Source organism: uncultured Amaricoccus sp., assembly GCF_937891315.1.
Taxonomy (GTDB): Bacteria; Pseudomonadota; Alphaproteobacteria; order Rhodobacterales; family Rhodobacteraceae; genus Amaricoccus.
Window position 1 is genome coordinate 1 of record NZ_CALAGI010000089.1, and the last position, 23,299, is coordinate 23,299.

Genomic DNA, 23,299 nt, shown 5'->3' on the forward strand with positions numbered 1-23,299 from the left:
GGTTGAATCGGGGCGGGTGTGCCCGGCTTGACCGTCGAAGACGGGCGAGCCCCGGCAGGGCACGCCCGTCCCGATTTCGCGTAACCTCGAAATCGCGCAGCAGAGGCTCGAACGTCGCGCATCTCTCGGACGTCGCAGGCGGGGCGGCGGGGACATCGACAGGGACCCCGCCTTGGGCGACACTGCGAGGTCCGGGCGGGGAAGGGCGACGGTGAAGCAATCAAACGGATTTGGGATCAAAGCGTGCTGTTCGCCGCGCCGCCGTCGATGACGATGTTCTGGCCGACGATGAAACCCGCGCGGGCCGAGCAGAGAAAGGCGCAGGCGGCGCCGAATTCCGCCGCCGTGCCGTAGCGGCCGGCCGGAATGCTGGCCGCGCGCCGGGCCCGCGCCTCCTCGATCGAGATGCCCTCGCGCGCGGCGACCGGCGCGTCCAGCGCCGCGGCGCGATCGGTGTCATGAATGCCGGGAAGCAGGTTGTTGATGGTGACCCCCGCCGCCGCGACCTGCCGGCTGGTGCCCGCGACGAAACCGGTCAGCCCGGTGCGCGCCGCGTTCGACAGGCCGAGCGCCGGAATCGGCGCCTTTACCGCCTGCGAGGTGATATTGACCACCCGTCCCCAGCCCCGCGCGATCATGGCCGGCAGCGTCGCCTGCATGAGCGCGATCGGCGTCAGCATGTTGGCGTCGAGCGCCTTGATGAAGTCCTCGCGGTTCCAGTCCGACCAGAGGCCGGGCGGCGGACCGCCCGCGTTGGTGACGAGGATGTCCGGCTCGGGACCGGCGGCCAGCACCGCCGCGCGGCCCTCGGGCGTGGTGATGTCGGCCGCGACCGCCGTCACCACGACACCATGCGCGGCGCGGATCGCGGCCGCCGCCGCTTCCAGCGCCTCGGCCCCGCGCGCGTTGATCACGAGATCAACGCCCGCCGCCGCCAGCGCCTCGGCGCAGCCGCGGCCGAGCCCCTTCGACGCCGCGCAGACCAGCGCCCTCCGCCCCCTGATCCCCAGATCCATCCGTCCCTCCCCACGCCTATCCCCGAGGGATAGTCGATCTACTCCAGCGCCGCGACCAGCGGCGCCCATTGCGCGCGGAGCGGCTGAAAGGCGCGCTGCGACCGGTCGAACACGGCGAGCCCCTGGTCCGCGAGATCGGCATAGGCCGCGCGATCGGCGATCCAGACCAGCGGCTGCTGCCCCAGCGCCTCGAAGAAGGCGCCGAGCCGCTCGACCGCGCGCCCCTGCGCCCGGATCCGGTTCGCCACGAGATGCACCGGGACCTTGCCCTTGCGCACCCGCTTGATCTCCTCGATCTCCTTCAGGAAACGCCGCGTGCTGTCCGCGTCGAAGGCGGATGGCAGCACCGGGGTGATCACCGCCTCCGCCTCGGCGATCAGCCCCTCGGCCCGCGAGCCGCCGAGCGCGCCCGGCGCGTCGATCACCAGCCAGTCGAGCTTCTTCGGGGCCTCGCCGACATCGTCATGCCTGGTCCAGTCGATCGCCCGAATCGGCACCGCCGTCTCGGGGCGCAGCCTCAACCAGCGCAGCGCCGACTTCTGGCGGTCCGCGTCGGCCAGCCCGACCGCGCGCCCCTGCGCGGCCAGCGCCGCGGCCAGCGTGATCGCGACCACCGTCTTGCCACAGCCGCCCTTGCGATTCGCCACCAGCACCGTCTTCATCGCGTCCCTCCCCGAGCGCGCGCCACACTAGAACCATCCCCGAACCGTTCAACCGCCAATCCGATCCGTTCCCTCCATCCCGCGTGCCGCGCCATGCGAGAGGCTCCCCTCGGAGGTCCCGGTCATGCTCGCGGCGCGCCGAGGCTTTTCCCCCGGCGGCGCCTCGGCTATAGGCGTCGCATGCTCGACCGTCCCAGCAACGCCCCGACCCTGCCGCCGGAGATCGCCCGGCGGCGAACCTTCGCCATCATCAGCCATCCAGACGCCGGCAAGACCACGCTGACCGAGAAGTTCCTGCTCTACGGCGGCGCGATCCAGATGGCCGGACAGGTCCGCGCCAAGGGCGAGGCGCGCCGCACCCGCTCGGATTTCATGAAGATGGAACAGGATCGCGGCATCTCGGTCTCGGCCTCCGCCATGTCGTTTCCGTTCCAGGACTGGTGGTTCAACCTCGTCGACACGCCCGGCCATTCGGATTTCTCCGAGGATACCTACCGCACGCTGACCGCCGTGGACGCGGCGATCATGGTGATCGACGGGGCGAAGGGCGTGGAAAGCCAGACCCGCAAGCTGTTCGAGGTCTGCCGCCTTCGGGACCTGCCGATCGTCACCTTCTGCAACAAGATGGACCGCGAGGCCCGCGACACGTTCGAGATCATCGACGAGATCCAGCGGGAGCTGCAGCTCGACGTCTGTCCGGCGAGCTGGCCCATCGGCCAGGGGCGCGACTTTCTCGGCTGCTACGACATGATCAACGACCGGCTCGAGCTCATGGACCGCGCCGACCGCAACAGGCGCGCCGAGAGCGTCGAGATGCGCGGCCTCGACGATCCGGCGATGGAGACGCATATCCCGGCCGATCTGCTCGCGACGCTCCGCGAGGAGGTGGCGATGGCGCGCGAACTCCTGCCCGCCTTCGACCATCAGGCGATGCTCGACGGCAATCTCTCGCCGATCTGGTTCGGCTCGGCGATCAATTCCTTCGGAGTGCGCGAGTTGATGGCCGGCATCGGCGCCTATGGCCCGCCACCCCGGGTGCGCCCGGCGGAGAGCCGCGCCGTCGGCCCGTGGGAGACGCCAGTGACCGGCTTCGTCTTCAAGGTGCAGGCCAACATGGACCCCAAGCACCGCGACCGGGTGGCCTTCGTCCGGCTCTGCTCGGGGCATTTCGAGCGGGGCATGAAGCTCGCCCATGTGCGGACCGGCAAGCCGATGGCGATCGCCAACCCGGTGATGTTTCTCGCCGCCGACCGCGAGATCGCCGAGGACGCCTGGGCCGGCGACATCATCGGCATCCCGAACCATGGGCAATTGCGCATCGGCGACGCGCTGACCGAAGGCGAGGCGCTGCGCTTCACCGGCATCCCCTCCTTCGCGCCGGAGCTCCTGCAGACCGTCCGACCCGGCGATCCGATGAAGGCCAAGCATCTGGAAAAGGCGCTGACCCAGTTCGCCGAGGAGGGCGCCTCCAAGGTCTTCAAGCCGGCGGTCGGCTCGGGCTGGATCGTCGGCGTGGTCGGCCCCCTGCAATTCGACGTGCTGGCGAGCCGCATCGAACTCGAATACGGGCTGCCGGTGCGGTTCGAGCCGACGCAGTTCAGTTCGGCCCGCTGGGTGTCGGGTCCGCGGGACAAGATCGACGCCTTCGTCAAGGCGAACAAGGGCCACATGGCCGAGGACCATGACGGCGACCCGGTCTACATGACCCGCCTGCAGTGGGACATCGACCGCGTCGCCCGCGACTATCCCGACATCCACCTGACCGCGACCAAGGACATGATGGTCTAGGACCGGCATCTGAGAGCGGCCGGTCTGTGCGCCTGGGGCAACCCGCGCCGGGCGCGCGAGGAATGAGGATTGCGCGGGGAGAGCCCGGCACGATCACCATCGACCGCCCTGCGGGCTCGCTTGCGGGGCGCGGAGGCGAAGGGTATATCGGCGCGGGAACCATGGCGTGCGAGCTGGCGGTGCGACGCGCATCGCGCGGACGAGGCTCTCTTGCCAGAGAAACGCGACGACCTCGCCGAACCATATCGAGGGGCCCCGGCCATGGATCTGATCGACCGCAAGATCATCGCGGCGCTTCAGCGTGATGCGACGCTTTCCATCGCGCAGATCGCCGACATGGTGGGCCTGTCGCAGACCCCGTGCTGGAAGCGGATCCAGAAGCTCGACCAGTCGGGGGTGATCAAGAGCCGCGTCGCGATCATCGATCCCCGTGCCATCGGCCTCGGCCTCACGGTCTTCGTCTCGGTCACCACCGACGACCATTCACCGGAATGGCGCGATCGCTTCGCAGTGTCGGTCGGCGGCATGCCCGAAGTGCTGGACCTCTATCGCATGGCCGGCGAGGTCGACTACATGCTGCGCGTCGTGGTGGCCGACATGGCAACCTACGACAGCTTCTACAAGCGCCTGACGACGGCGATCCCGCTGAAGACCGTGACCTCGCGCTTTGCCATGGAGGCGGTAAAATCGACCACCGCCTATCCGATCAATATCGGGCCGGCGTGAACCGGGCGGAATGTTTGGGATCCGCGCCGGAACGTCGGAATGACGTGCTTTAGGGGAGCGCGAGAGCGTGGAACCGCCGGCTCCACGTTCCCCGCCTTTCATCCCGTTTCCGGGGCGTCATGGCGCGCGGTCAGTTGTCCTGCCAGCGCAACGCGACGATCTGATCGATCGTGTAGCCCTTGGCTTCGTCGAAGCTGAGGCCGGTGCCGACGATCAACTGCTCGGCGGCCGCGACCGACATCTTTCCGCTGGCGATCCTCTGCCCGATCGTGTCGGCGAAGGACGCCGTGGTGCCGGCGGCGAGAAGCGCGCCGACGAGAGCCAGCGTATGGGACATCTTCATGATCTTGTCTCCTTGCCGGAGCGCCCGAATCCGGGAACACTCCAAGGCTGGAACGAAACCGTTTCGTTCTGATTAGAGCATAGGCGTGCCACAGCCGATCGGTCAATTCAAAACGATACCGTTCAGTTTCTCAATTCCGTGATCTCCCCTCGATCCTGTCGGGGCGAAGCCCTAGGTGATCGATCGAGAGGTGCCATCGAAATCGGCGCCCCGAGAGGATCTCCCGTGCAAGGCGAAAGTCGTGAAGCCATGGCCACCAGAACCGCCGAAAATCACGCGATGGAATTCGCGCCCGTGAACAGCCGCGTCGCTGGCGCAAATCAGGCGCGCCCATCGAAATGGACACTGGTTCCGGGGGCTGATAGTCTGCCCGGAGCTTGCTGCGAGGATTTTTCGCCAACCCGGAAAGCCAGATCATGAGCGACCAGTCCCCGGCGATGGCGATCCAGCCGCGCGAGCCCGCGGCCGAAGCCGTGCCCGAATCGGCCCCTTCCGCCCGGGCGGAGCGTGGCGAGCAGAAATACGCGCAGGTGCTCGCCGGCGCGCGCGAGGTGTTTCTGGCCAGTGGCTTCGAGGGCGCGAGCGTCGATGACATCGCCCGCACCGCCGGCATCTCCAAGGCGACACTCTATCGCCACTTTCCCGACAAGGCCGCGCTGTTCAGCGCCGTCGTCACCCAGGAATGCAAGCGGCAGGCCGACCATCATCCCGAGCTCGCCTGCCTCGCGATGCCGATCGGCGAACTGCTGCTCGGGATCGCGCGGGACTCGCTGGAATTCATGCTCTCCCCTTTCGGCCAGAGCATCTATCGGATCACCGTCGCGGAATCCGAACGGTTTCCGCATATCGGCGAGTCGTTCTACCAGTCGCGCTTCCTGCGCAATCGGCACCGCCTGGCGCCCGCGCTCGCCGCCGCGGCGGCGCGGGGCGAATTGTCGGCCGGTATCGACCCCGACTACGCCGCCACGGTGTTCTTCGCGATTTGCGGCGCCGACCTCTTCCACCGCCGCCTGTTCGCCGTCGGTCCCGAGCCCGGCGCCGAGGAGCGCGAGACGCAGGCGCGCCGCACGGTGGAGACCTTCCTGCGCGCCTTCGGCCCCCCCGCGGCGGCGCGCGACTAGGGCAATATCCAACCAGACGGAATCGTCTGGTGGCTAAGATATTGCGCTAAATCAAGACTCTAGAGCGGACGACCCGGCTCTGCCGGATCGGCCTCCGCTCTGGCCGGCGAGGCCTGGATCAGTCGGGACGCGGCCCGACGAGCTGTTCAGCGACGGCGTCCAGCGTGCCGACCGGAAGGATCACCAGCATGCGCGGCGCGTCGAAGCCGAGACGCAGCCGGCCGCCCGACGCGGCGTTCGAGGTGCCGATCCGGCCGTCCGGCGCGAAGCGAAGTCCCTGAACCGGCCAGCGCAGGCCCTCACCGACGAGCCCGGTCACCGGCCCCATCGGGAACAGCGACACCCGCTCGCCCGCCGTCATCTCGAGCGCGAAGACCGGCGGGCAGAGAAAGCAGAGATCCTCGCGCCCGATCAACACCACACGACGTCCGGGATATTTCACCAGCGCGTTCATCGCCGCGAGATGATGGTCGAGCCTGCCGCCGAGAAACCCGACACCGAGGATCAGCGGCGCCTCGATCGAATAGAGGCATTTCTCGAGATCGGTACTGTTCTGCTCCGCGACCTCGTGGAGCGCCACGCCCCGCGCCCGCAGCGCGGCCGGATCGCCGAGCGAATCCATGTCGCCGATCACCATGCGGAACTCGGTGCCGGGTGGCAGGCCGACATCGCCGCCGCCGTCCGCGCCCACCACCACCGGCGCCAGCGCGAGCGCGGCGGCCAGCCGCTCCGGCGGGACCGCGCCGCCGCCGACGAGCGTCACCGGACCCGGCGCGCGAAGCAATGGTTCGATCAATTCCAGTCGCGGATGACGACGGCCGAAACGCTGTTCTTCGGCGAGCCGTCGACCAGCTTGTCGGAATATGTAAGGTATACCAAGGCGTTGCGCGTCTTGTCCTGGAACCGCACCACCTGGATGCGCTTGAACATGATGCTGGCGCGCTGGCTGAACACCTCCTCGCCATCCTCCAGCTCCTCGCGGATATGGATCGGGCCGGTCTGTTGGCAGTTGATCGAGGCGTCGGAGGTATCCTCTGCCAGCCCCAGGCTGCCCGAGATGCCGCCGGTGCGGGCGCGGCTGACGAAGCAACTCACCCCCTCCACCTTCGGATCGTCGAAGGCCTCGATGACGATCCGGTGGTTCGCGCCAAGGATCTTGAAAGCCGTGGTGACCTGCCCGACCTCCTCGGCGAACACCGCCCCCGCGATCACCGGCGCCGCCAGAACCGCCATGCCCGCCAGCCAGTATCTTCGTCTCATCTCGATCCTCCCGCCCTGCTCAACATAAGGCGTGGCGGGCATCCTGCAATCATCGACCGCCCTCCCGCGGCGCGTCGGAGTCGGGCCGGCCGACGCCGAGGAACACCCGGCGGAACGGCAGCGCCCAGAGCAGGCCGAGGCCGACATAGATCAGCAGCTCCCAGACCAACCCCGGCCGGTCGAACAGCGCGACCAAAGCCACCGCGAGGACGATATAGACCGGCAGTCCGACCAGCAGGATGACGAGCGACCAGCGCCGGCGCGCACGATAGCTCAGCACGCCGGCGTTCCCAGGGCGCGCGCCTCAACCACGGCGGAGCTTCCGGCATGCGAGGCGGTCATGCTCTCCCACCCTCCCTAGGCGGTGAACGGATCGGTCACGAGAATTGTATCCTCTCGCTCCGGACTGGTCGATAGCATCGCGACGGGGCAGCGGATCAGCTCCTCCACCCGGCGAACATATTTCACCGCCGCCGCCGGCAGGTCGGCCCAGGAGCGGGCGCCCGCCGTCGTCTCGGACCAACCGGGCAGCGTCTCGTAGATCGGCTTCACCCGTGCCTGCGGCGCCGCCGCCGTGGGCAGATGATCGATCCGCTTGCCGTCGAGTTCGTAGGCGACGCAGATCTTCAGCGTCTCGAACCCGTCGAGCACGTCGAGCTTGGTGAGCGCGATGCCCTTGACGCCGCTCGTCACGCAGGTCTGGCGTACCAGCACCGCGTCGAACCAGCCACAGCGCCGCTTGCGTCCGGTGACGGTGCCGAACTCGCGCCCGCGCTCACCGAGCCGCTGGCCGTCCGCGTCATGCAGCTCGGCCGGAAACGGCCCCTCGCCGACCCGCGTGGTATAGGCCTTGACGATGCCGAGCACGAAATCGACCGCCCCCGGCCCCATGCCCGTGCCGGTCGCTGCCATGCCGGCGAGCGTGTTGGAGGAGGTGACATAGGGATAGGTGCCGAAATCGATGTCGAGCAGCGCGCCTTGCGCCCCCTCGAACAGGATGCGCTTGCCCCGCCGGCGCTTCTGGTCGAGCACGCGCCAGACCGGCGCCGCGTAGGCCAGCACCTCGGGCGCCACTTCGAGCAGCCGCGCCTTCAGCTCGGCGCGGTCGATCTGGGTCGCCCCGAGGCCGGCGCGCAGCGCGTCGTGATGGGCGAGCAGCCGGTCGAGCCGGGTGTCGAGCGTCGTCTCGTCGGCGAGATCGGCGACGCGGATCGTGCGCCGCCCGACCTTGTCCTCGTAGGCCGGGCCGATGCCGCGGCCGGTGGTGCCGATCTTCGCCACCCCCGCCGCTTCCTCGCGCAGGCGGTCGAGATCCTGGTGCAGCGGCAGGATCAGCGGCGTGTTCTCGGCGATCATCAGCGTCTTGGGCGTGATCTCGATGCCCTGCGCCCGCAGCTTGCCGATCTCGGCGAGCAGCGCCCAGGGATCGAGCACCACGCCGTTGCCGATGACGCTGAGCTTGCCCGGCCGCACGATGCCCGAGGGCAGCAGCGACAACTTGTAGACCTGCCCGTCGATGACCAGCGTATGACCCGCGTTGTGGCCGCCCTGAAAACGGGCGATGACGTCGGCGCGTTCGCTGAGCCAGTCGACGATCTTGCCCTTGCCCTCGTCACCCCACTGGGCGCCGACTACCACGACATTGGCCATGAGAGATCCTTTTTCCGGACGCAAGTCGGCGCCTTATAGCGGTGGGACACGCGGCTCGGAACTGCTAAAACGCGGCCGTTCGCCAGCGGAGACCCCGGCATGCCATCCATGTTCGACAACTGGACGTTCTGGGCCCTGCTTTCCGCCGCCTTCGCCGCGCTGACGGCGATCCTCGCCAAGGTCGGCGTCTCCGGCATCGGGTCGGACTTCGCGACATTGGTCCGGACAATGGTGATCCTCGCCTTCGCCGCTGGCGTCGTCGCCGTGACCCGCGGCTGGCCCGCGCCCGGCAGCGTCCCGGCGCGCACCATCGTGTTCCTCGTGCTGTCCGGCCTCGCGACCGGCGCGTCCTGGCTCTGCTATTTTCGCGCGCTGAAACTCGGCGACGCGGCCAGGGTAGCGCCGATCGACAAGCTGAGCGTCGTGCTGGTCGCAGTGTTCGGCGTCGCCTTTCTCGGCGAGCGGCTGGCGCCGCTCAACTGGCTCGGCATCGCGCTGATCGCCGCCGGCGCCATCCTCGTCGGCTGGCGCTGAGGCGGGTCACGCGTCATTGACTCAATCCCACCTTCGCGCAAGCAGGCTGGAGGGAGGCCGCGCGCGGAGACCGCGAGGATCATCCGCTCCCGCGAAAACAGCTTCGACCGCGACGGATATCCACGCGCGCCGCTCGGGAGCCGCGCGAGTGGAGGCTGGCTAAAAGAACGCCAGCGACTTCGCCTGACGCACCTGACTAAGCGCCGCGATCTCGGCGAGTGTGTCCGCGCTGATCTTCTCATCGACGCCGAGCAGCGCGATCGCCTCGCCGCTCTTCACTTCGCGGCCCAGTGCGAAGGTCGCGATATTGACCCCGAGCGCGCCGAGCTTGGTGCCGAGCGCGCCGATATAGCCCGGCGTGTCGGTATTCGTCGTGTAGAGCATGTGCCGCATCGGCTCGGCCTCGAGATTGATCCCCTTGATCTGGATGAACCGCGGCCGACCGTCGGAATAGATCGTGCCGGCGACCGAACGGGTCATCGCCTCGGTGGTCACGACGAGCCGGATGTAGGAGCCGAAGGCGCCTTGGGCGTCCTTGCGTGTCTCGGCGATATGCATGCCGCGCTCGCGCGCGACCACCGGGGCCGAGACCATGTTGACCCCGCCCTCGCCGACCAGCGGCCGCAGGAGGCCGGCGGTCAGCGCGGCGGTCAGCGGCTTCATGTTCAGATGGCCGACCTCGCCGACATATTCGATCTCGATCTCGGTGATCGGGCTCTCCGTCACCTGGCCGGCGAAGCTGCCCAGCGTCTCGGCGAGGCCGATCCAGGGCTTCAGGATCGGCGCCTCCTCGGCGGTCACGCTCGGCGCGTTGAGCGCGTTCGAGATCGCGCCGTTCATCAGATAGTCCGACATCTGCTCGGCCACCTGCAGCGCGACGTTCTCCTGCGCTTCCGAGGTCGAAGCGCCGAGATGCGGCGTGCAGACCATGTTCGGCGCGTCGAAGAGCGGGTTCTCCTTGGCCGGCTCGACCCCGAACACGTCGAAGCCGGCGCCGGCGAGATGGCCGGACTTCAGCGCCTCGGCCAGCGCCGCCTCGTCGACCAGCCCGCCGCGGGCGCAGTTGATCAGCCGCGCGCCCGGCTTCATCCTTGCGATCCGCTCCGCCGAGAGGATGTTGGCGGTCTTCTCGGTCTTCGGCACATGCAGGGTCACGAAGTCCGCGCGGGCGAGCAGGTCGTCCACTTCCTCGATCCGCTCGATCCCGAGGCTCTGCGCCCGCTCGGCCGACAGGAACGGGTCGTAGGCGATGACCTTCATCTTCAGCCCGATGGCGCGGCTGGCGACCACGGAGCCGATATTGCCGGCGCCGATCAGGCCCAGCGTCTTGCCGGTGATCTCGACCCCCATGAATTTCGACTTCTCCCACTTGCCGGCGCGGGTCGAGGCGTCGGCGGCGGGGAGTTGGCGGGCGACGGCGAACATCATGGCGATCGCATGTTCGGCGGTGGTGATCGAATTGCCGAAGGGCGTGTTCATCACCACGATGCCCTTGGCGCTGGCGGCGGGAATATCGACATTGTCGACGCCGATCCCGGCGCGGCCGATCACCTTGAGATTGGTCGCCTTCTCGATCAGTTCGGCCGTGACCTTGGTCGCCGAGCGGATGGCGAGACCGTCATAGCCGCCGATGATCTCGGCGAGCTTCGCCGGATCCTTGCCGAGCTTCGGCTGGAAATCGACCTCGACGCCCGCGTCCTTGAAGATCTGGACGGCGGCGTCGCTGAGTTCGTCGGAAATGAGAACCTTGGGCATGTGAATACATCCTGCTGTCGAACCCGCGCGGGTCCGGTGCGAAGGGAATGGGGAGGGAGACGCCTCGCGGCGCCGGAGGTCAGGCCGCCTTCAGCGTGGCGAAGGCCCAGTCGAGCCATTCGGTCAGCGCGACCACGTCCGCCGTCTCGACCGTCGTGCCGCACCAGACCCGAAGGCCCGCTGGCGCGTCGCGATAGCCGCCGATGTCGAAGACCGCTTCCTCGGTCTCGAGAAGCTTGGTCAGCTTCTTCACGAAATCCCGCTGGCCCGCGTCATCGAGCGACGCGATCCCGGCATCGACGATCCGCAGGCAGACCGAGGTGTTCGACCGCGCCGCCGGCTCCGCCACCAGGTTCTCGACCCAGGGCGTCCGGTCGACCCAGGTCTGGATCGCAGCGAAATTCGCATCCGCCCGCGCCCGCGTGGCGTCGAGGCCGCCGAGCCCCTCCATCCAGTCGAGCGCGTCGATGCAATCGGCGACGCAGAACATCGAGGGGGTATTGATGGTCTCGCCCTTGAAGATGCCCTCGATCAGCTTGCCGCCCTTGGTCATGCGGAAGATCTTCGGCAGCGGCCGGTCCGGGGTAAAACTCTCCAACCGCTCGACGGCGCGCGGGCTGAGGATCAGCACACCATGCGCGCCCTCGCCGCCCATCGCCTTCTGCCAGGAGAAGGTGACGACATCGAGTTTTGCCCAGTCGAGATCCTGCGCGAAGGCGGCCGAGGTCGCGTCACAGAAGGTCAGCCCCTCGCGGTCGGCGGGGATCCAGTCCGCGTTCGGCACCCGGGCGCCGGAGGTGGTGCCGTTCCAGGTAAAGCAGATATCCGCGTCCCCGCGCACGCTCCCGAGGTCGGGCAGCGCGCCGTATTCGGCGGTCAACACCCGGGTATCGGCGAGTTTCAGCTGCTTGGTCGCATCCGTCGCCCAGCCCTGGCCAAAGCTCTCCCAGACCAGCATGTCGACGGGGCGCGCGCCCAGCATCGACCACATCGCCATCTCGAAGGCGCCGGTATCGGAGGCGGGCACGATGCCGACCTTGTAGTCGGCGGGCACGTTCAGGAGCTTCGCGGTGCGGTCGATGGCGGCCTTCAGCTGCGCCTTCGGCCCCGCCGCGCGGTGCGAGCGGCCGAGGAAGGCGATCTTCGCCACGCCCTCGGCGGTCCAGCCCGGCCGCTTCGGGCAGGGGCCGGAGGAAAATTCGGGATGGACGGGTTTCGCGACGGGCTTGACGGGCGCGACCCGAAGGGTCGCCGCGGATTGATGGCTCATGGGCCAACTCCATCGTCAGGGCGAGGTTACTGAGCCCGCCCCGCTCACCCTGGTCCGGGGACGCGCCCGGGACGCCGGATATGCGATTCCGCGGCATCTGCCAAGAGGGTTTTGCCAAATCGCTTGACGATCGCCCAACGGCCGTCACTCAGGCTAGGATGAAGTCCTGCGCCGTGTAGGCCGACGCATGAATCTCACCATCCTTGATGAGAATCCGAAGTTCGAACGCCGCGTCGTCATCGAGATTGCCGCGCACCAGCGTATCGGACCCCCGATCGACCAGCGAAAGATGCCCCGCGCCCGTTCCCCCGAACACGAAGCCTTCGTGATCAAAGTTGGTGTCGGAATTGATGGCATCGATGCCCGACAGGTCGATCAGATCGCCCCCCGCCCGTCCCGCGCCCTCGAATGCGATTGCGCCGTCGCCCGCCGCGATCACGTCGCGCGGCGGCTTGTCATCGAAATAGTACTGGAACAGAAACGTGTCCGCGCCGCGGCCGCCGGTCAGCGTTTCGGCCACGAAGCCATTGGCGATCAGCAGATCCGCGCCATTCCCGCCGTGGAGATCCGATCCCCCTTCCAGCGAATCCTTCCCGTCCAGGCCATATTGCGTTTCGCCTCTTGAAATCACGTTGTCGGAGGCATTCCCGACGACCTTGCCGACCAGGGCCTCGACGAAGACGTTCTCGACATTTCGGGGCAGGACATATTTGTCCAGCGCCGCGCGCACCCACACCGTATCGTCGCCCTGGCCGCCGCATTCGAAGATCACGTCGCCGCGGTCGAAGATATTGTATGTGTCGTCGCCCTTGCCGCCGACCATCGTGTCGGCGCCGTTGGGAAGATTTTCCCCCGAGAAATCGGGATCAAACTCGTCGGCGCCATCGCCACCGATGAGAAGGTCCCTTCCCGCGCCTCCCAGCAACTGCGCGCCGCCCTCCGCGGCCCGGGCGTCGAGCACGTCCTTTCCATCGTCGCCGGTGGCATAACCCGTCTCGGGGCCAAACTGGATGATGTCGTTTCCACCGTAGCCATGGATGCCGACGGTGACCCCGTTCGTTCCCGTCAATCCGGTCGGATCGCTGGTAACCCCCGGCGAAAGGTAGTTGCGAAGGATCAGGTCGCTTCCCTCGGTGCCGTGGATATACGAATAGACATCCGCCATTCCGCGCCTCCACCCTTGACCCGCGCATCCCGCGACCTCGGGAAATCACAACAGGTCACGCGTCGATTCGCATCCATCATCTGGCGGAGATCGAGCTTATTTCCACGCCGCCGCCGGCGACCTCGCGCCCGCCTTTGCCGCCTGCCAGTGGGCGCGCGGCTACCGCTCCGTGAACTTCAGCTCGATCCGCCGGTTCCGCGCCAGCGCCTCCGGGCTCGTCCCCGTGTCCACCGGCTGGAACTCCCCGAAGCCGGTCGCGGCGAGGCGGTTCGCCGGGACGCCCTGCGTCGCGATCATGTATTGCACCACCGACAGCGCCCGGGCCTGGCTCAACTGCCAGTTGTCGCGGAAGGCACTGCCCGGGCTGACCGGGGTGCTGTCGGTATGGCCGTCGACGCGGAGCACCCAATCGACCTCGGGCGGGATGTCGCCGGAGATCTCGCGGATGACCGAGGCGACGCGCGCCACCTGCGCCTGACCGGCGGCGCCGAGCGTGGCGGAGCCGGGCGCGAACAGCACCTCGGAGGGGAAGACGAAACGGTCGCCCACCACCTGCACGCCCTCGCGCGCGCCGAGGATCTGGCTCATGCGGCCGAAGAATTCCGAGCGGTAGCGCGAGAGATCCTTCGCCTCGGCCTCCAGCCGCTTGCGCTCGCGCTCCTCCAGCTCGGCCCGCGCGCTCTGCTCGGCCGCGACCTTGGCGAGGGCGGCGTTGAGGTTCGAGCCCAGCGTCTCGATCTGAACCTGTGCCGAGAGATCGGCCGACCTGGCCGCGTCGAGCAGCCCTTGCAGCGCGTTGAGCTGGGTCCGAAGCTCCGCCGTCTGCTGGTTGAGCAGCGCCACCTGCTTCTGGCCTTCCTGCGAGACCTGCTGCTCCTGGGACAGCAGCGCCCGCGCCTGGGCGAGTTCCGCCGCGCGTTTCTCGGCGTCGCTCAGCACCGTGCCACTGTCCGCCGTCGCCTTGTCGCGCGCGGCCTCGGCGGCGGCGAGCAGGGTCAGCGTCGCCTCGGCCTTCCTGCGCTGCTCCTCGAGATTGAGCGTCATCGAGGTCAGTTCGGCGCCCGACTCTTCCAGCCGCTTGCGCAAGGCCTCAGCCGCCGCCGCCTCGGTCAGCCGCGCGGCCTCGGCCGCCGAAAGGGCGGCGTCCTTGCCGGCCGCGTCCGATTTCAGCGACGCGACCAGCGCCTCCATCGCCGCGCGCTTGGCCGCGTCGAGCCGCGCGGCCTCGGTCGCGGCGTCGACTTCCGTCCGGGCCCTGGCGAGCGCGAGGTCGAGCGCCTCCTTCTGGCTCAGAGCCTCCGCCCTGCCCCGCTCCGCCGTCTCGGCGCGGCCGGTCAGCTCGGCATCGCGGGCGAGGAGACCCGCGACCTGGCTCTCGAAATCCGCGATCCGCGCCTCGGCCGCCTCGCGCTCGCCGGTCAGGGTCGCGACCAGCGCCTCCTGCGTGTCGGCCCGCCGCCGCTCAAGCCCCAGCGCGTCGCCGAGGGTCGCCACCTGGGTCGAGAGATCGGCGAGTTCGGTCCTCTGGCCGGAAATCGTGTCGCGCAGCACGTACTGCAGGATCATGAAGATCGACAGCACGAAGAACAGGATCATCAGGAGCGCGCCCATGGCATCGACGAAGCCGGGCCAGATCGCGCCATGGAACCGCGAGGCGCGATGGCCGAGCGCCACGCTCAGACCCTCCCGCGGCCAAAGCCGCGCAGCGCGTCGGTCAGGGCGGCGAGTTCCTGCCGCATCTCGGTCACCATTTCCTGCCGGCCGGCGGCGAGATCCTCGAGGATGCGCAGAACCTGGGTATCGATGCTGCGCAGCCGGGACCGGGTTTCGGCGTCGAGCCGCCCGGCATCCTCGTCGCGCGCGGCGAGCAGCTCGGCCACCCGCTCCTGCGCCAGAGCGATGCGCTCCATGACCGCGTGCTCGGCCGCCCTTGCCTCCGGCGAGGCGATCGCGGCGGCGAGTTCGGCGACCCGGGCGTCGCTCTCGACCGCGCGCGCGGCGCCCTGCTCGATCAGCTGGCGCAGGCCGTCGATCTGGGCGGCCGACTGCTCCAGCACGGCGAGCACGTTGCCGGCGTTCAGCCCCTCGTCGCCCTCCATGCCCGGCAGGCCGATCTTGGTGATCGAGCTCAGCCATTCCTCCAGCTCGCGATAGAAGCGCCCCTGGCCGTGGCTGGCGAAGAGGTCGAGAAGCCCGACGACCAGCGAGCCGGCGAGGCCGAGCAGCGACGAGGCGAAGGCCGTGCCCATGCCGCCGAGCTGGCCTTCGAGTCCGCCCATCAGCCCGTCGAACACCGTGACCGCGCTCTGGCCCTCCTTCGGTGCGAGGCTGCGGATGGTCTCGACCACCGCCGGCACCACGGTCGCGAGGCCGTAGAAGGTGCCGAGCAGACCAAGGAAAATCAGGAGGTTGATGAGGTAGCGCGTCAGATCCCGCTGCTCGTCGAGCCGGGTGGCGACGGAATCGAGGATCGAGCGCGTCGAGGTCGCATTGAGCGAGCGCCGCGCCCGACGCTCGCTCAGGAGCGCGGCGAGCGGCGCCAGAAGGCCCGGCGGATCGGTGAAATCATGCCCCGGCCGGTCGAGCGCGAAGCCCTCGATCCAGCTGACCGAGGAAATGAGGGTGGTGACCTGCCAGAAACAGGCGGCGACGCCGACGAGAAAGACGAAGGCGATGAAACCATTGAGCCAGGGCGAGGCGAGAAAGACCGGCATCACTTGCCGGTAGAGCAGGACGCCCAGTCCCGTCGCCAGCCCCAACGCGACCAGCATCATCACGATCTGCCGCACGGGTTGCGAGAACTGCGACTCCGTCTTCGCTTCCATCCGGGGACTGAGCGCCATATTCGCCTTTCTTGTTCCCTGCTCGCGCCCGGACCTTACTGCGCCGACCGGGACTTTCCAACCGGCTTGTGTCGCAGCGAAATCCGGCGCAACCCTTGGCGGGGCCCCGCGCGGCCGTCATGGGAGGAACACCGCATGCAAGCCTTCGGCGCGCCGGCCATCGCGATCCTGATCTTCGCCGTCATCCTGATCTGGACGATGGTCAAGGCCGTTCCCCAGGGCGAGAACTGGACCGTCGAGCGCTTCGGACGCTATACCCGCACCCTCGCGCCGGGACTGCGTTTCCTGATCCCGCTGATGGATCGGGTCGGGGCCAGGATCAACATGATGGAGACGGTGCTCGATGTCGAACAACAGGAGGTGATCACCCGCGACAATGCCATGGTCGTCGCGGACGCGGTCGCCTTCTATCAGGTGGTCGATGCCTCGCGCGCGGCCTACGAGGTGAAGAACCTCGAACTGTCGCTGAAGAACATCAGCCAGACCAATATCCGCTCGGTGCTCGGCTCGATGGATCTCGACGAGGCGCTGTCGAACCGCGACCAGATCAACCTGCGGCTGCTGTCGGTGATCGACCATGCCTCGACGCCCTGGGGCGTGAAGGTGACGCGGGTCGAGATCAAGGATCTGGCGCCGCCGCCGGACATTTCCGAGGCGATGGCGCGGCAGATGAAGGCCGAGCGGCTGAAGCGGGCCGAGATCCTGACCGCCGAGGGGCAGAAGCAGTCGGCGATCCTCAAGGCGGAGGGCGAGCGCGAGGCGCAGATCCGCGAAGCCGAGGGCCGGCGCGAGGCGGCGTTCCTCGATGCCGAGGCGCGGGAGCGCTCGGCCGAGGCGGAGGCCAAGGCGACATCCATGGTCTCGGAGGCGATCGCCAAGGGCGACATCCAGGCGGTGAACTATTTCGTCGCCCAGAAATACACCGAAGCGCTGCGCGACATCGCGGCGAGCCCGAACGCCAAGACCATCCTGATGCCGCTGGAAGCCGCGAGCCTGATCGGCTCGATCGCCGGCATCGCCGAGATCGCGAAGGCCGCGCGGCCGCGCGAGGGCGGCTGATGGACCTGCTCGACGGCATGTCGCCCTGGTGGTGGGTGGCGCTCGCGATCCTGCTGGCCGCCGCCGAGATGGTAACGGTGACCACGGTGCTGATCTCGGCCGCGACCGCCGCGCTCGTCACCGGGCTCTGGCTCTGGCTGGTGCCGCATCTGTCCGGCGCGGGCCAGATCGCGGTCTTTGGCCTCTTTGCCATCGCCTTCACCTTCGCCGGCCGGGCGCTGGTCGGCCGGTTCGGCGTCGGCGGCGGGCCGGACACGCTGAACCGCCGCGCCGCGCAACTGATCGGCCGCGAGGCGATCGTGATCGACTTCCTCTATCGGGAGGGACAGGTGACGGTCGATGGCATGCCTTGGCCCGCCCGCCTGCGCGACGAGGGTACCCCGCCCCCCGAGCCGGGGCAGCGGGTGCGCGTGGTCGGCGCGGACGGAATCGTCGTCTGGGTCGCGCCATTGGACGGGCCGACGCCCGGAGGGACCGCCGAGCGCGAAAGCCGATCCGCCAGAGCCGGCTCGTCCGCTCCAGGGTCTTGATCCAACGCAATATCTTTGCCGCCTTGCAACGCGGCGCCGGTGGGCGCCACCGCCAAGCTTCGTCTCCGTATCCGGGCGCCGGAGACGCGAGGCCAATCGCGCCCGGGGCCGGCGGTCCCATGACCCCGACGCCATCGCCTTTCGTGGCGGATGCGACTAGGCTCGGCGCGCAAGCGGGAAAGGGTCGGCATGGGGAAAGCGGTGGCGAGCCCGGCGGAGCGCGTGCTGGCTCTGCCGATCTGGTCCGGGCCGGTGACGCCCATCCGGCTCGACGGCGGGATCACCAACGTCAACTATCTCGTCGAGGACGCTGGCCGGAAGGTCGTCGTTCGCGTCGGCGCGGATATTCCGGCGCATCAGGTGATGCGCTTCAACGAACTCGCCGCCAGCCGGGCGGCGCACGCGGCGGGCATCTCGCCGCGGGTGATCCACGCGGAGGCGGGCGCGCTCGTCCTCGAATTCATCGAAGGCCGCGTCCTGACCCCGCCCGAAGTGCGCGACCCGGTCCGCCTGCCCCGGATCCTCGATCTCGTCGCCCGCGCGCATCGCGAAATCCCGCGCCACCTCCGGGGACCGGTCCTCGCCTTCTGGGTGTTTCATGTGATCCGCGACTACGCCGCCCGGCTCGCCGAGGAGGGCTCGGGCCACGCGCCGCATCTGCCGGTGCTGCTGGCCGCGGCCGAGCGGCTGGAGGCGGCGGTCGGGCCGATCGACCTGGTCTTCGGCCACAACGATCTGCTCGCCGCGAACCTGATCGACGACGGCGCGCGCCTCTGGCTGATCGACTGGGACTATGCCGGCTTCAACAGCCCACTGTTCGATCTCGGCGGCCTCGCGTCGATGAACGCGCTCGACGCCGCGCAGGAGGTCTGGATGCTGGAAACCTACTTCCAGCGCCCGCTCGACGATCAGCTCGGGCATCGTTACCGCGCCATGAAATGCGCCGCGCTGCTGCGCGAAACCATGTGGAGCATGATCTCCGAGTCGCATTCGACCGTGGATTTCGACTTCGCCGAGTATACCGCCACCAACCTCGCCGGCTTCCGGGCGGCCTTCACCGAGTTCCAGCGGAACTGAGCGGGCGTTGAATCCGGAAAAGCCAGAACCTTGGCGCCCGCGGCTCACACGAGCGGCGCACCGCGCTTGACTTGACGGAACCGTGAACCCTACCCTCTGCGATTGAAGGCGCCGGGATCGGCAGGGCCTCGCTCCCCCAACGATCACCAAGGCGCCAATAAGAACGATGGACCGTCGGCCAATCGGCGGCCTTCAACGGAGGAGATCAGGATGCGATTCGAACCCTACGCGCGCATGCGCGGCATGACGGCGCTCGGCGCGGTCTTCGCCACGCTGATGGCCACCTCGGCCGGAGCGGTGAACGTGAACTTCGTTTCCGGCTCGACGGGCAACGACCTCGCCATCTTCAAGGAGCTGTTCAAGCCCTGGGAAGCGGAAACCGGCAACACGGTGACGATTGTCCCGATGCCCTCCTCGACCACCGACCAGTTCGCGCAGTATCGGCTGTGGCTCGCCGCCGGCAATCAGGACATCGACGTCTACATGGTGGACGTGATCTGGGCGCCGCAGCTCGCCGACCATTTCCTGCCGCTGAACGACGCGGCGGCCGATATCGTCAAGGACCATTTCCCCTCGATCATCGAGTCGCAGACGGTGGACGGCAATCTCGTCGCACTGCCGCTCTTCACCGACGCGCCGGCGCTCTACTATCGCAAGGACCTGCTCGAAAAGCACGGCGTCGCGGTACCGAAGACCTGGGAAGAGCTGACCGCGACCGCCCAGAAGGTGCAGGACGCCGAGCGCGCCGAGGGCAAGGCCGACCTCTGGGGCTTCGTCTGGCAGGGCAACGCCTACGAGGGGCTGACCTGCAACGCGCTCGAATGGATCAAATCGAGCGGCGGCGGCCAGATCGTCGAGCCCGATGGCACGATCTCGGTGAACAATGAAAACGCGGCGAAGGCGATCGAGCTGGCGGCGTCCTGGGTGAACACCATCTCGCCCGGCGGCGTGCTGGCCTATACCGAGGAAGAGGCGCGCGGCGTCTGGCAGACCGGCAACGCGGTCTTTATGCGCAACTGGCCCTACGCCTATTCGCTGGGCAACAGCGCGGACAGCGCGATCTCGGGCAAGTTCGACGTGGCCCCGCTGCCCTCCGGCGGCGGTGACAATCATTCGGCCGCGACGCTCGGCGGCTGGAACGTGGCGGTGTCGCGCTATTCCCCGAACCCGGACGCGGCGACCTCGCTGGTCCAGTTCATGGCGTCGGCCGACTTCCAGAAACAGAACGCGATCCTGGGATCGAAGCTGCCCACCATCATCTCGCTCTACGACGACGCGGACATCGCCGCCGCCCAGCCGATCATCCCGCGCTGGAAGGACATCTTCCTCAACGCCGTGCCGCGCCCTTCGGCCCCGACCAAGGTGAACTACAACGAGGTCTCGTCGAAATTCTGGTCGTCGGTGCACGAGGTCCTGTCGGGCAGCGCCACCGCGCCCGACAATCTCGAAATCCTCGAGGTCGATCTCGACGAGATGAAGGGCGGCGGCTGGTAGCACTCGGCCACGACCGGCCCGCGCGGCCGGTCCGACTCTCCCCGAAGGCCCGCCGGGCCTTCGGCCACCGATATAGACATACGGGGGGGAGCTTTGCGATGCCTACGACGACGCTGGATGAACGACCACCCAAGAAGGTCACCGTCGCCGGCCAGGCCGCCCACAGGTCGGAACTTCAGGCCCAGCGCGTACGGGCGGCGATGCTCTTCCTGTTGCCGATGATCGTCGCGCTGTTCTGCGTCGCCGCCTGGCCGCTGCTGCGCACCATCTATTTCAGTTTCACCGACACCTCGCTGAACAACCTCGGCGGCGGCAAGTGGATCGGCTTCGACAACTATCTCAACGTCCGGACGCTCTCCTCCGGCAAGACCATCTATCGCGGCACGCTGGTTGATCCGGCCTGGTGGAACGCGGTCTGGAACACCTTCCGCTTCGCCTTCGTCTCGGTCTCGATCGAGACCGTGCTCGGCCTCATGGTCGCGCTGGTGCTCAATGCCGAGTTCAGGGGCCGCGCGCTGGTCCGCGCCGCCATCCTGATCCCCTGGGCGATCCCGACCATCGTCTCGGCGAAGATGTGGAGCTGGATGCTCAACGACCAGTTCGGGATCATCAACGACATGCTGATGAGCATCGGCCTCATCGATCACAAGATCGCCTGGACCGCCAATGTCGGGACGGCGATGTTCGCCGTGCTGATCGTCGACATCTGGAAGACCACGCCGTTCATGGCGCTGCTCTGCCTCGCCGGGCTGCAGATGATCCCGCGCGACATGTACGAGGCGGCGAAGATCGACGGCATTCATCCGGTCAAGGTATTCTTCAGGATCACCCTGCCGCTGGTGAAGCCCGCGCTGATGGTGGCGGTGATCTTCCGCCTGCTCGACGCGCTGCGGATCTTCGATCTCATCTATGTGCTGACGCCCAATTCCTCGGCGACGAAGACGATGTCGATCATCAGCCGCGAGAACCTGATCGATTTCGACAAGTTCGCCTATGGCTCGGCGCAATCGACGCTGCTGTTCCTCATCATCGCGCTGTCAGTCGTGCTCTACATCTGGCTCGGTCGCGTCGATCTCGGCGGAAAGGCCAGCCAATGAACGCGCTCAAGACTGGCAGCTTCTATCTCGCGGTCGTGCTGATCGTGGTGGTCGCGGTGTTCCCGTTCTATTACGCGATCATCACCAGCTTCAAAACCGGAACCGCGCTGTTCCAGGCGAGCTATTGGCCGACCGAGTTCAACTGGTCGAACTATGTCGCGGTGATGCAGCAGGGCGAGTTCCCGCGCAACATCCTGAATTCGGTGTTCGTGGCGACGATGACGGTGCTCTTCGCGTTGATCGTGGGCGTCACCGCGTCCTACGCGCTGGCGCGCGTCCGCTTTCGCGGGCGTACGCTCCTGCTGCTCACCATCCTCGGCGTCTCGATGTTCCCGCAGATCGCGGTGCTCGCCGGCCTCTTCGAGCTGATCCGCTTCATCGGCATCTTCAACACGCCCTGGGCGCTGATCCTCAGCTACACGATCTTCACCCTGCCCTTCACCGTCTGGGTGCTCACCACCTTCATGCGCGACCTGCCGATCGAGATCGAGGAGGCGGCGATCGTCGATGGCGCGACGCCCTGGGTGATCATCACCAGGGTATTCCTGCCGCTGATGTGGCCGGCGCTGGTGACGACCGGCCTTCTCGCCTTCATCGGGGCCTGGAACGAGTTCCTGTTCGCCCTGACCTTCACCTCCTCCAACACGACGCGGACCGTTCCTGTGGCGATCGCGCTTCTCTCCGGCGCCAGTCAGCACGAAACGCCCTGGGGCCTGATCATGGCCGCCTCGGTCATCGTCACCGTGCCGCTCATCATCCTCGTCCTCATTTTCCAGCGCAAGATCGTCGCAGGCCTCACGGCCGGTGGCGTCAAGGGCTAGACCGGGAGTCCGACAGACATGGCCGAAATTCAACTGAGGGATGTCCGTAAATCCTACGGCGCGGTCGATGTGATCAAGGGTGTCGATCTCGACATTCGCAGCGGCGAGTTCATGGTCTTCGTCGGCCCGTCCGGCTGCGGCAAGTCCACGCTGCTGCGCCTGATCTCGGGGCTTGAAGACATCAGCTCCGGCGACCTCGTCTTCGATGGCCAGCGGGTCAATGACCTCGTGCCGTCAAAGCGGGGAATTGCCATGGTTTTTCAAAGCTATGCGCTCTATCCGCACATGAAGGTCTATGACAACATGGCCTTCGGGCTGAAGCTCGCCAACCAGGGGGCGGACGAGATCCGGACCCGGGTCGAGAAGGCGGCGAAGCTCCTGCAGATCGACCATCTGCTCGACCGCCTGCCAAAGCAGCTGTCGGGTGGCCAGCGCCAGCGCGTGGCGATCGGCCGGGCGATCGTGCGCAACCCCCGCGTCTTCCTGTTCGACGAACCGCTGTCGAACCTCGACGCGGCCTTGCGCGTGGCGACCCGGCTCGAGATCGCCAAGCTGCACCACAGCATGAACAATGTGACGATGATCTATGTCACCCACGACCAAGTAGAGGCCATGACGCTGGCCGACCGGATCTGCGTGCTGCGCGACGGATTGGTGATGCAGGTCGGCACCCCGACCGAACTCTACGAGAAGCCGAACTCGATCTTCGTCGCCGGTTTCATCGGCAGCCCGAAGATGAACTTCGTCAATGGCAAGATCGCGAAGGCCTTCAACTGCCAGACGCTCGGCATCCGGTCGGAACATATCGTCGTCGACAATGCGAGCCCGGTCTGGTCGGGCGAGGTGGTCCATGCCGAGAACCTCGGTTCGGACAACTATCTCTTCGTCGAGATCGGCGCGGACGAACCGATCCTGGTCCGTCAGGAGGGCAAGACCGCCATCCCCTATGGCGCCCGCATCGGCATCCGCCCGCTGGAGGAGAACCTGCATCGGTTCGACGAAAAAGGCCGCCCGATGCAATGACCGGAGTCCGAGGAATCCCAAGGGTTAATGGCGTTTCCTTCGATGCACATTCCATGCGCATTCCA

At 67.6% G+C, this 23,299-nt stretch carries 23 protein-coding genes; 11 read left to right on the forward strand and 12 right to left on the reverse strand.

Going from position 1 to position 23,299, the window contains the following annotated elements:
* Positions 1-236: 236 nt before the first annotated feature.
* Entirely contained in the window at positions 237-1,016 is a 780-nt protein-coding gene (locus Q0480_RS08060; RefSeq protein WP_299131911.1) for an SDR family oxidoreductase, read from the reverse strand.
* A gap of 38 nt (positions 1,017-1,054) precedes the next feature.
* Complete coding sequence (locus Q0480_RS08065; protein WP_299131912.1) at positions 1,055-1,678, reverse strand: ParA family protein; 624 nt, start codon at positions 1,676-1,678, stop codon at positions 1,055-1,057.
* A 180-nt stretch (positions 1,679-1,858) separates the two neighbouring features.
* Here Q0480_RS08065 and Q0480_RS08070 point away from each other — a divergent pair, with 180 nt between their 5' ends.
* Both Q0480_RS08070 and Q0480_RS08075 read left to right on the forward strand, forming a co-directional pair.
* Positions 1,859-3,466, forward strand: a complete 1,608-nt coding sequence (locus Q0480_RS08070; RefSeq protein WP_299131913.1) for a peptide chain release factor 3 — start codon at positions 1,859-1,861, stop codon at positions 3,464-3,466.
* A gap of 261 nt (positions 3,467-3,727) precedes the next feature.
* Positions 3,728-4,192 (forward strand): Lrp/AsnC family transcriptional regulator, encoded by a 465-nt coding sequence (locus Q0480_RS08075; RefSeq protein WP_299131914.1) that lies wholly within the window; start codon positions 3,728-3,730, stop codon positions 4,190-4,192.
* A 130-nt stretch (positions 4,193-4,322) separates the two neighbouring features.
* Here the strand turns inward: Q0480_RS08075 and Q0480_RS08080 are convergent, their stop codons facing one another.
* Positions 4,323-4,535, reverse strand: a complete 213-nt coding sequence (locus tag Q0480_RS08080; RefSeq protein ID WP_299131915.1) for a hypothetical protein — start codon at positions 4,533-4,535, stop codon at positions 4,323-4,325.
* A 416-nt stretch (positions 4,536-4,951) separates the two neighbouring features.
* Between Q0480_RS08080 and Q0480_RS08085 the strand changes: the two genes are divergently transcribed.
* Positions 4,952-5,656 (forward strand): TetR/AcrR family transcriptional regulator, encoded by a 705-nt coding sequence (locus Q0480_RS08085; protein ID WP_299131916.1) that lies wholly within the window; start codon positions 4,952-4,954, stop codon positions 5,654-5,656.
* A gap of 118 nt (positions 5,657-5,774) precedes the next feature.
* On the opposite strand, the gene Q0480_RS08090 is transcribed toward Q0480_RS08085, so the two are convergent.
* The 4 genes from Q0480_RS08090 to Q0480_RS08105 all read right to left on the reverse strand — a co-directional run bounded on the left by Q0480_RS08090 (position 5,775) and on the right by Q0480_RS08105 (position 8,566).
* Positions 5,775-6,452, reverse strand: coding sequence for a thiamine diphosphokinase (locus Q0480_RS08090; protein WP_299131917.1), 678 nt, complete (start codon positions 6,450-6,452; stop codon positions 5,775-5,777).
* Positions 6,449-6,889: a CreA family protein gene (locus Q0480_RS08095; RefSeq protein ID WP_350460368.1), complete on the reverse strand. Its 441-nt coding sequence runs from the start codon at positions 6,887-6,889 to the stop codon at positions 6,449-6,451. The genes Q0480_RS08090 and Q0480_RS08095 overlap by 4 nt, the downstream gene beginning before the upstream one ends.
* 76 nt (positions 6,890-6,965) lie before the next feature.
* Positions 6,966-7,196, reverse strand: a complete 231-nt coding sequence (locus tag Q0480_RS08100; RefSeq protein WP_299131921.1) for a DUF2842 domain-containing protein — start codon at positions 7,194-7,196, stop codon at positions 6,966-6,968.
* Positions 7,197-7,273: 77 nt separating this feature from the next.
* Entirely contained in the window at positions 7,274-8,566 is a 1,293-nt protein-coding gene (locus tag Q0480_RS08105; protein WP_299131922.1) for an adenylosuccinate synthase, read from the reverse strand.
* 108 nt (positions 8,567-8,674) lie between these two features.
* On the opposite strand from Q0480_RS08105, the gene Q0480_RS08110 reads away from it, so the two are divergent.
* Positions 8,675-9,100, forward strand: coding sequence for an EamA family transporter (locus Q0480_RS08110; RefSeq protein ID WP_366940833.1), 426 nt, complete (start codon positions 8,675-8,677; stop codon positions 9,098-9,100).
* A 159-nt stretch (positions 9,101-9,259) separates the two neighbouring features.
* Here Q0480_RS08110 and serA read toward each other — a convergent pair whose 3' ends face one another.
* From serA to Q0480_RS08135, 5 genes are all read right to left on the reverse strand, one after another.
* On the reverse strand, positions 9,260-10,855 hold the full coding sequence (gene serA / locus Q0480_RS08115) for a phosphoglycerate dehydrogenase (protein WP_299131924.1): 1,596 nt from the start codon (positions 10,853-10,855) through the stop codon (positions 9,260-9,262).
* A gap of 79 nt (positions 10,856-10,934) precedes the next feature.
* On the reverse strand, positions 10,935-12,125 hold the full coding sequence (locus Q0480_RS08120; protein ID WP_299131925.1) for a phosphoserine transaminase: 1,191 nt from the start codon (positions 12,123-12,125) through the stop codon (positions 10,935-10,937).
* A gap of 148 nt (positions 12,126-12,273) precedes the next feature.
* Positions 12,274-13,290: a hypothetical protein gene (locus Q0480_RS08125; RefSeq protein ID WP_299131926.1), complete on the reverse strand. Its 1,017-nt coding sequence runs from the start codon at positions 13,288-13,290 to the stop codon at positions 12,274-12,276.
* A gap of 159 nt (positions 13,291-13,449) precedes the next feature.
* Positions 13,450-14,964 (reverse strand): peptidoglycan -binding protein, encoded by a 1,515-nt coding sequence (locus tag Q0480_RS08130; protein ID WP_299131927.1) that lies wholly within the window; start codon positions 14,962-14,964, stop codon positions 13,450-13,452.
* A gap of 2 nt (positions 14,965-14,966) precedes the next feature.
* Complete coding sequence (locus tag Q0480_RS08135) at positions 14,967-16,133, reverse strand: biopolymer transporter ExbB (protein WP_299131928.1); 1,167 nt, start codon at positions 16,131-16,133, stop codon at positions 14,967-14,969.
* A 135-nt stretch (positions 16,134-16,268) separates the two neighbouring features.
* Here Q0480_RS08135 and Q0480_RS08140 point away from each other — a divergent pair, with 135 nt between their 5' ends.
* From Q0480_RS08140 to Q0480_RS08170, 7 genes are all read left to right on the forward strand, one after another.
* Positions 16,269-17,192 carry an SPFH domain-containing protein gene (locus tag Q0480_RS08140; RefSeq protein ID WP_299131929.1) on the forward strand — a complete coding sequence of 308 codons (924 nt, stop codon included), beginning with the start codon at positions 16,269-16,271 and terminating at the stop codon, positions 17,190-17,192.
* A complete protein-coding gene (locus Q0480_RS08145) occupies positions 17,192-17,722 on the forward strand; it encodes an NfeD family protein (protein ID WP_299131930.1) in 531 nt (176 codons plus the stop codon). The genes Q0480_RS08140 and Q0480_RS08145 overlap by 1 nt, the downstream gene beginning before the upstream one ends.
* Before the next feature lie 189 nt (positions 17,723-17,911).
* Entirely contained in the window at positions 17,912-18,799 is an 888-nt protein-coding gene (locus Q0480_RS08150; RefSeq protein ID WP_299131931.1) for a choline/ethanolamine kinase family protein, read from the forward strand.
* Between the two features lie 210 nt (positions 18,800-19,009).
* Entirely contained in the window at positions 19,010-20,293 is a 1,284-nt protein-coding gene (locus Q0480_RS08155; protein ID WP_299131932.1) for an ABC transporter substrate-binding protein, read from the forward strand.
* A gap of 98 nt (positions 20,294-20,391) precedes the next feature.
* Positions 20,392-21,390 (forward strand): carbohydrate ABC transporter permease, encoded by a 999-nt coding sequence (locus Q0480_RS08160; RefSeq protein WP_299131933.1) that lies wholly within the window; start codon positions 20,392-20,394, stop codon positions 21,388-21,390.
* Entirely contained in the window at positions 21,387-22,211 is an 825-nt protein-coding gene (locus Q0480_RS08165) for a carbohydrate ABC transporter permease (RefSeq protein ID WP_299131934.1), read from the forward strand. Before Q0480_RS08160 ends, Q0480_RS08165 begins: the two co-directional genes overlap by 4 nt.
* Before the next feature lie 18 nt (positions 22,212-22,229).
* The gene (locus Q0480_RS08170; RefSeq protein WP_299131935.1) at positions 22,230-23,234 is read left to right on the forward strand and encodes an ATP-binding cassette domain-containing protein; all 1,005 of its coding nucleotides are present in this window, start codon (positions 22,230-22,232) and stop codon (positions 23,232-23,234) included.
* Positions 23,235-23,299: the final 65 nt, after the last annotated feature.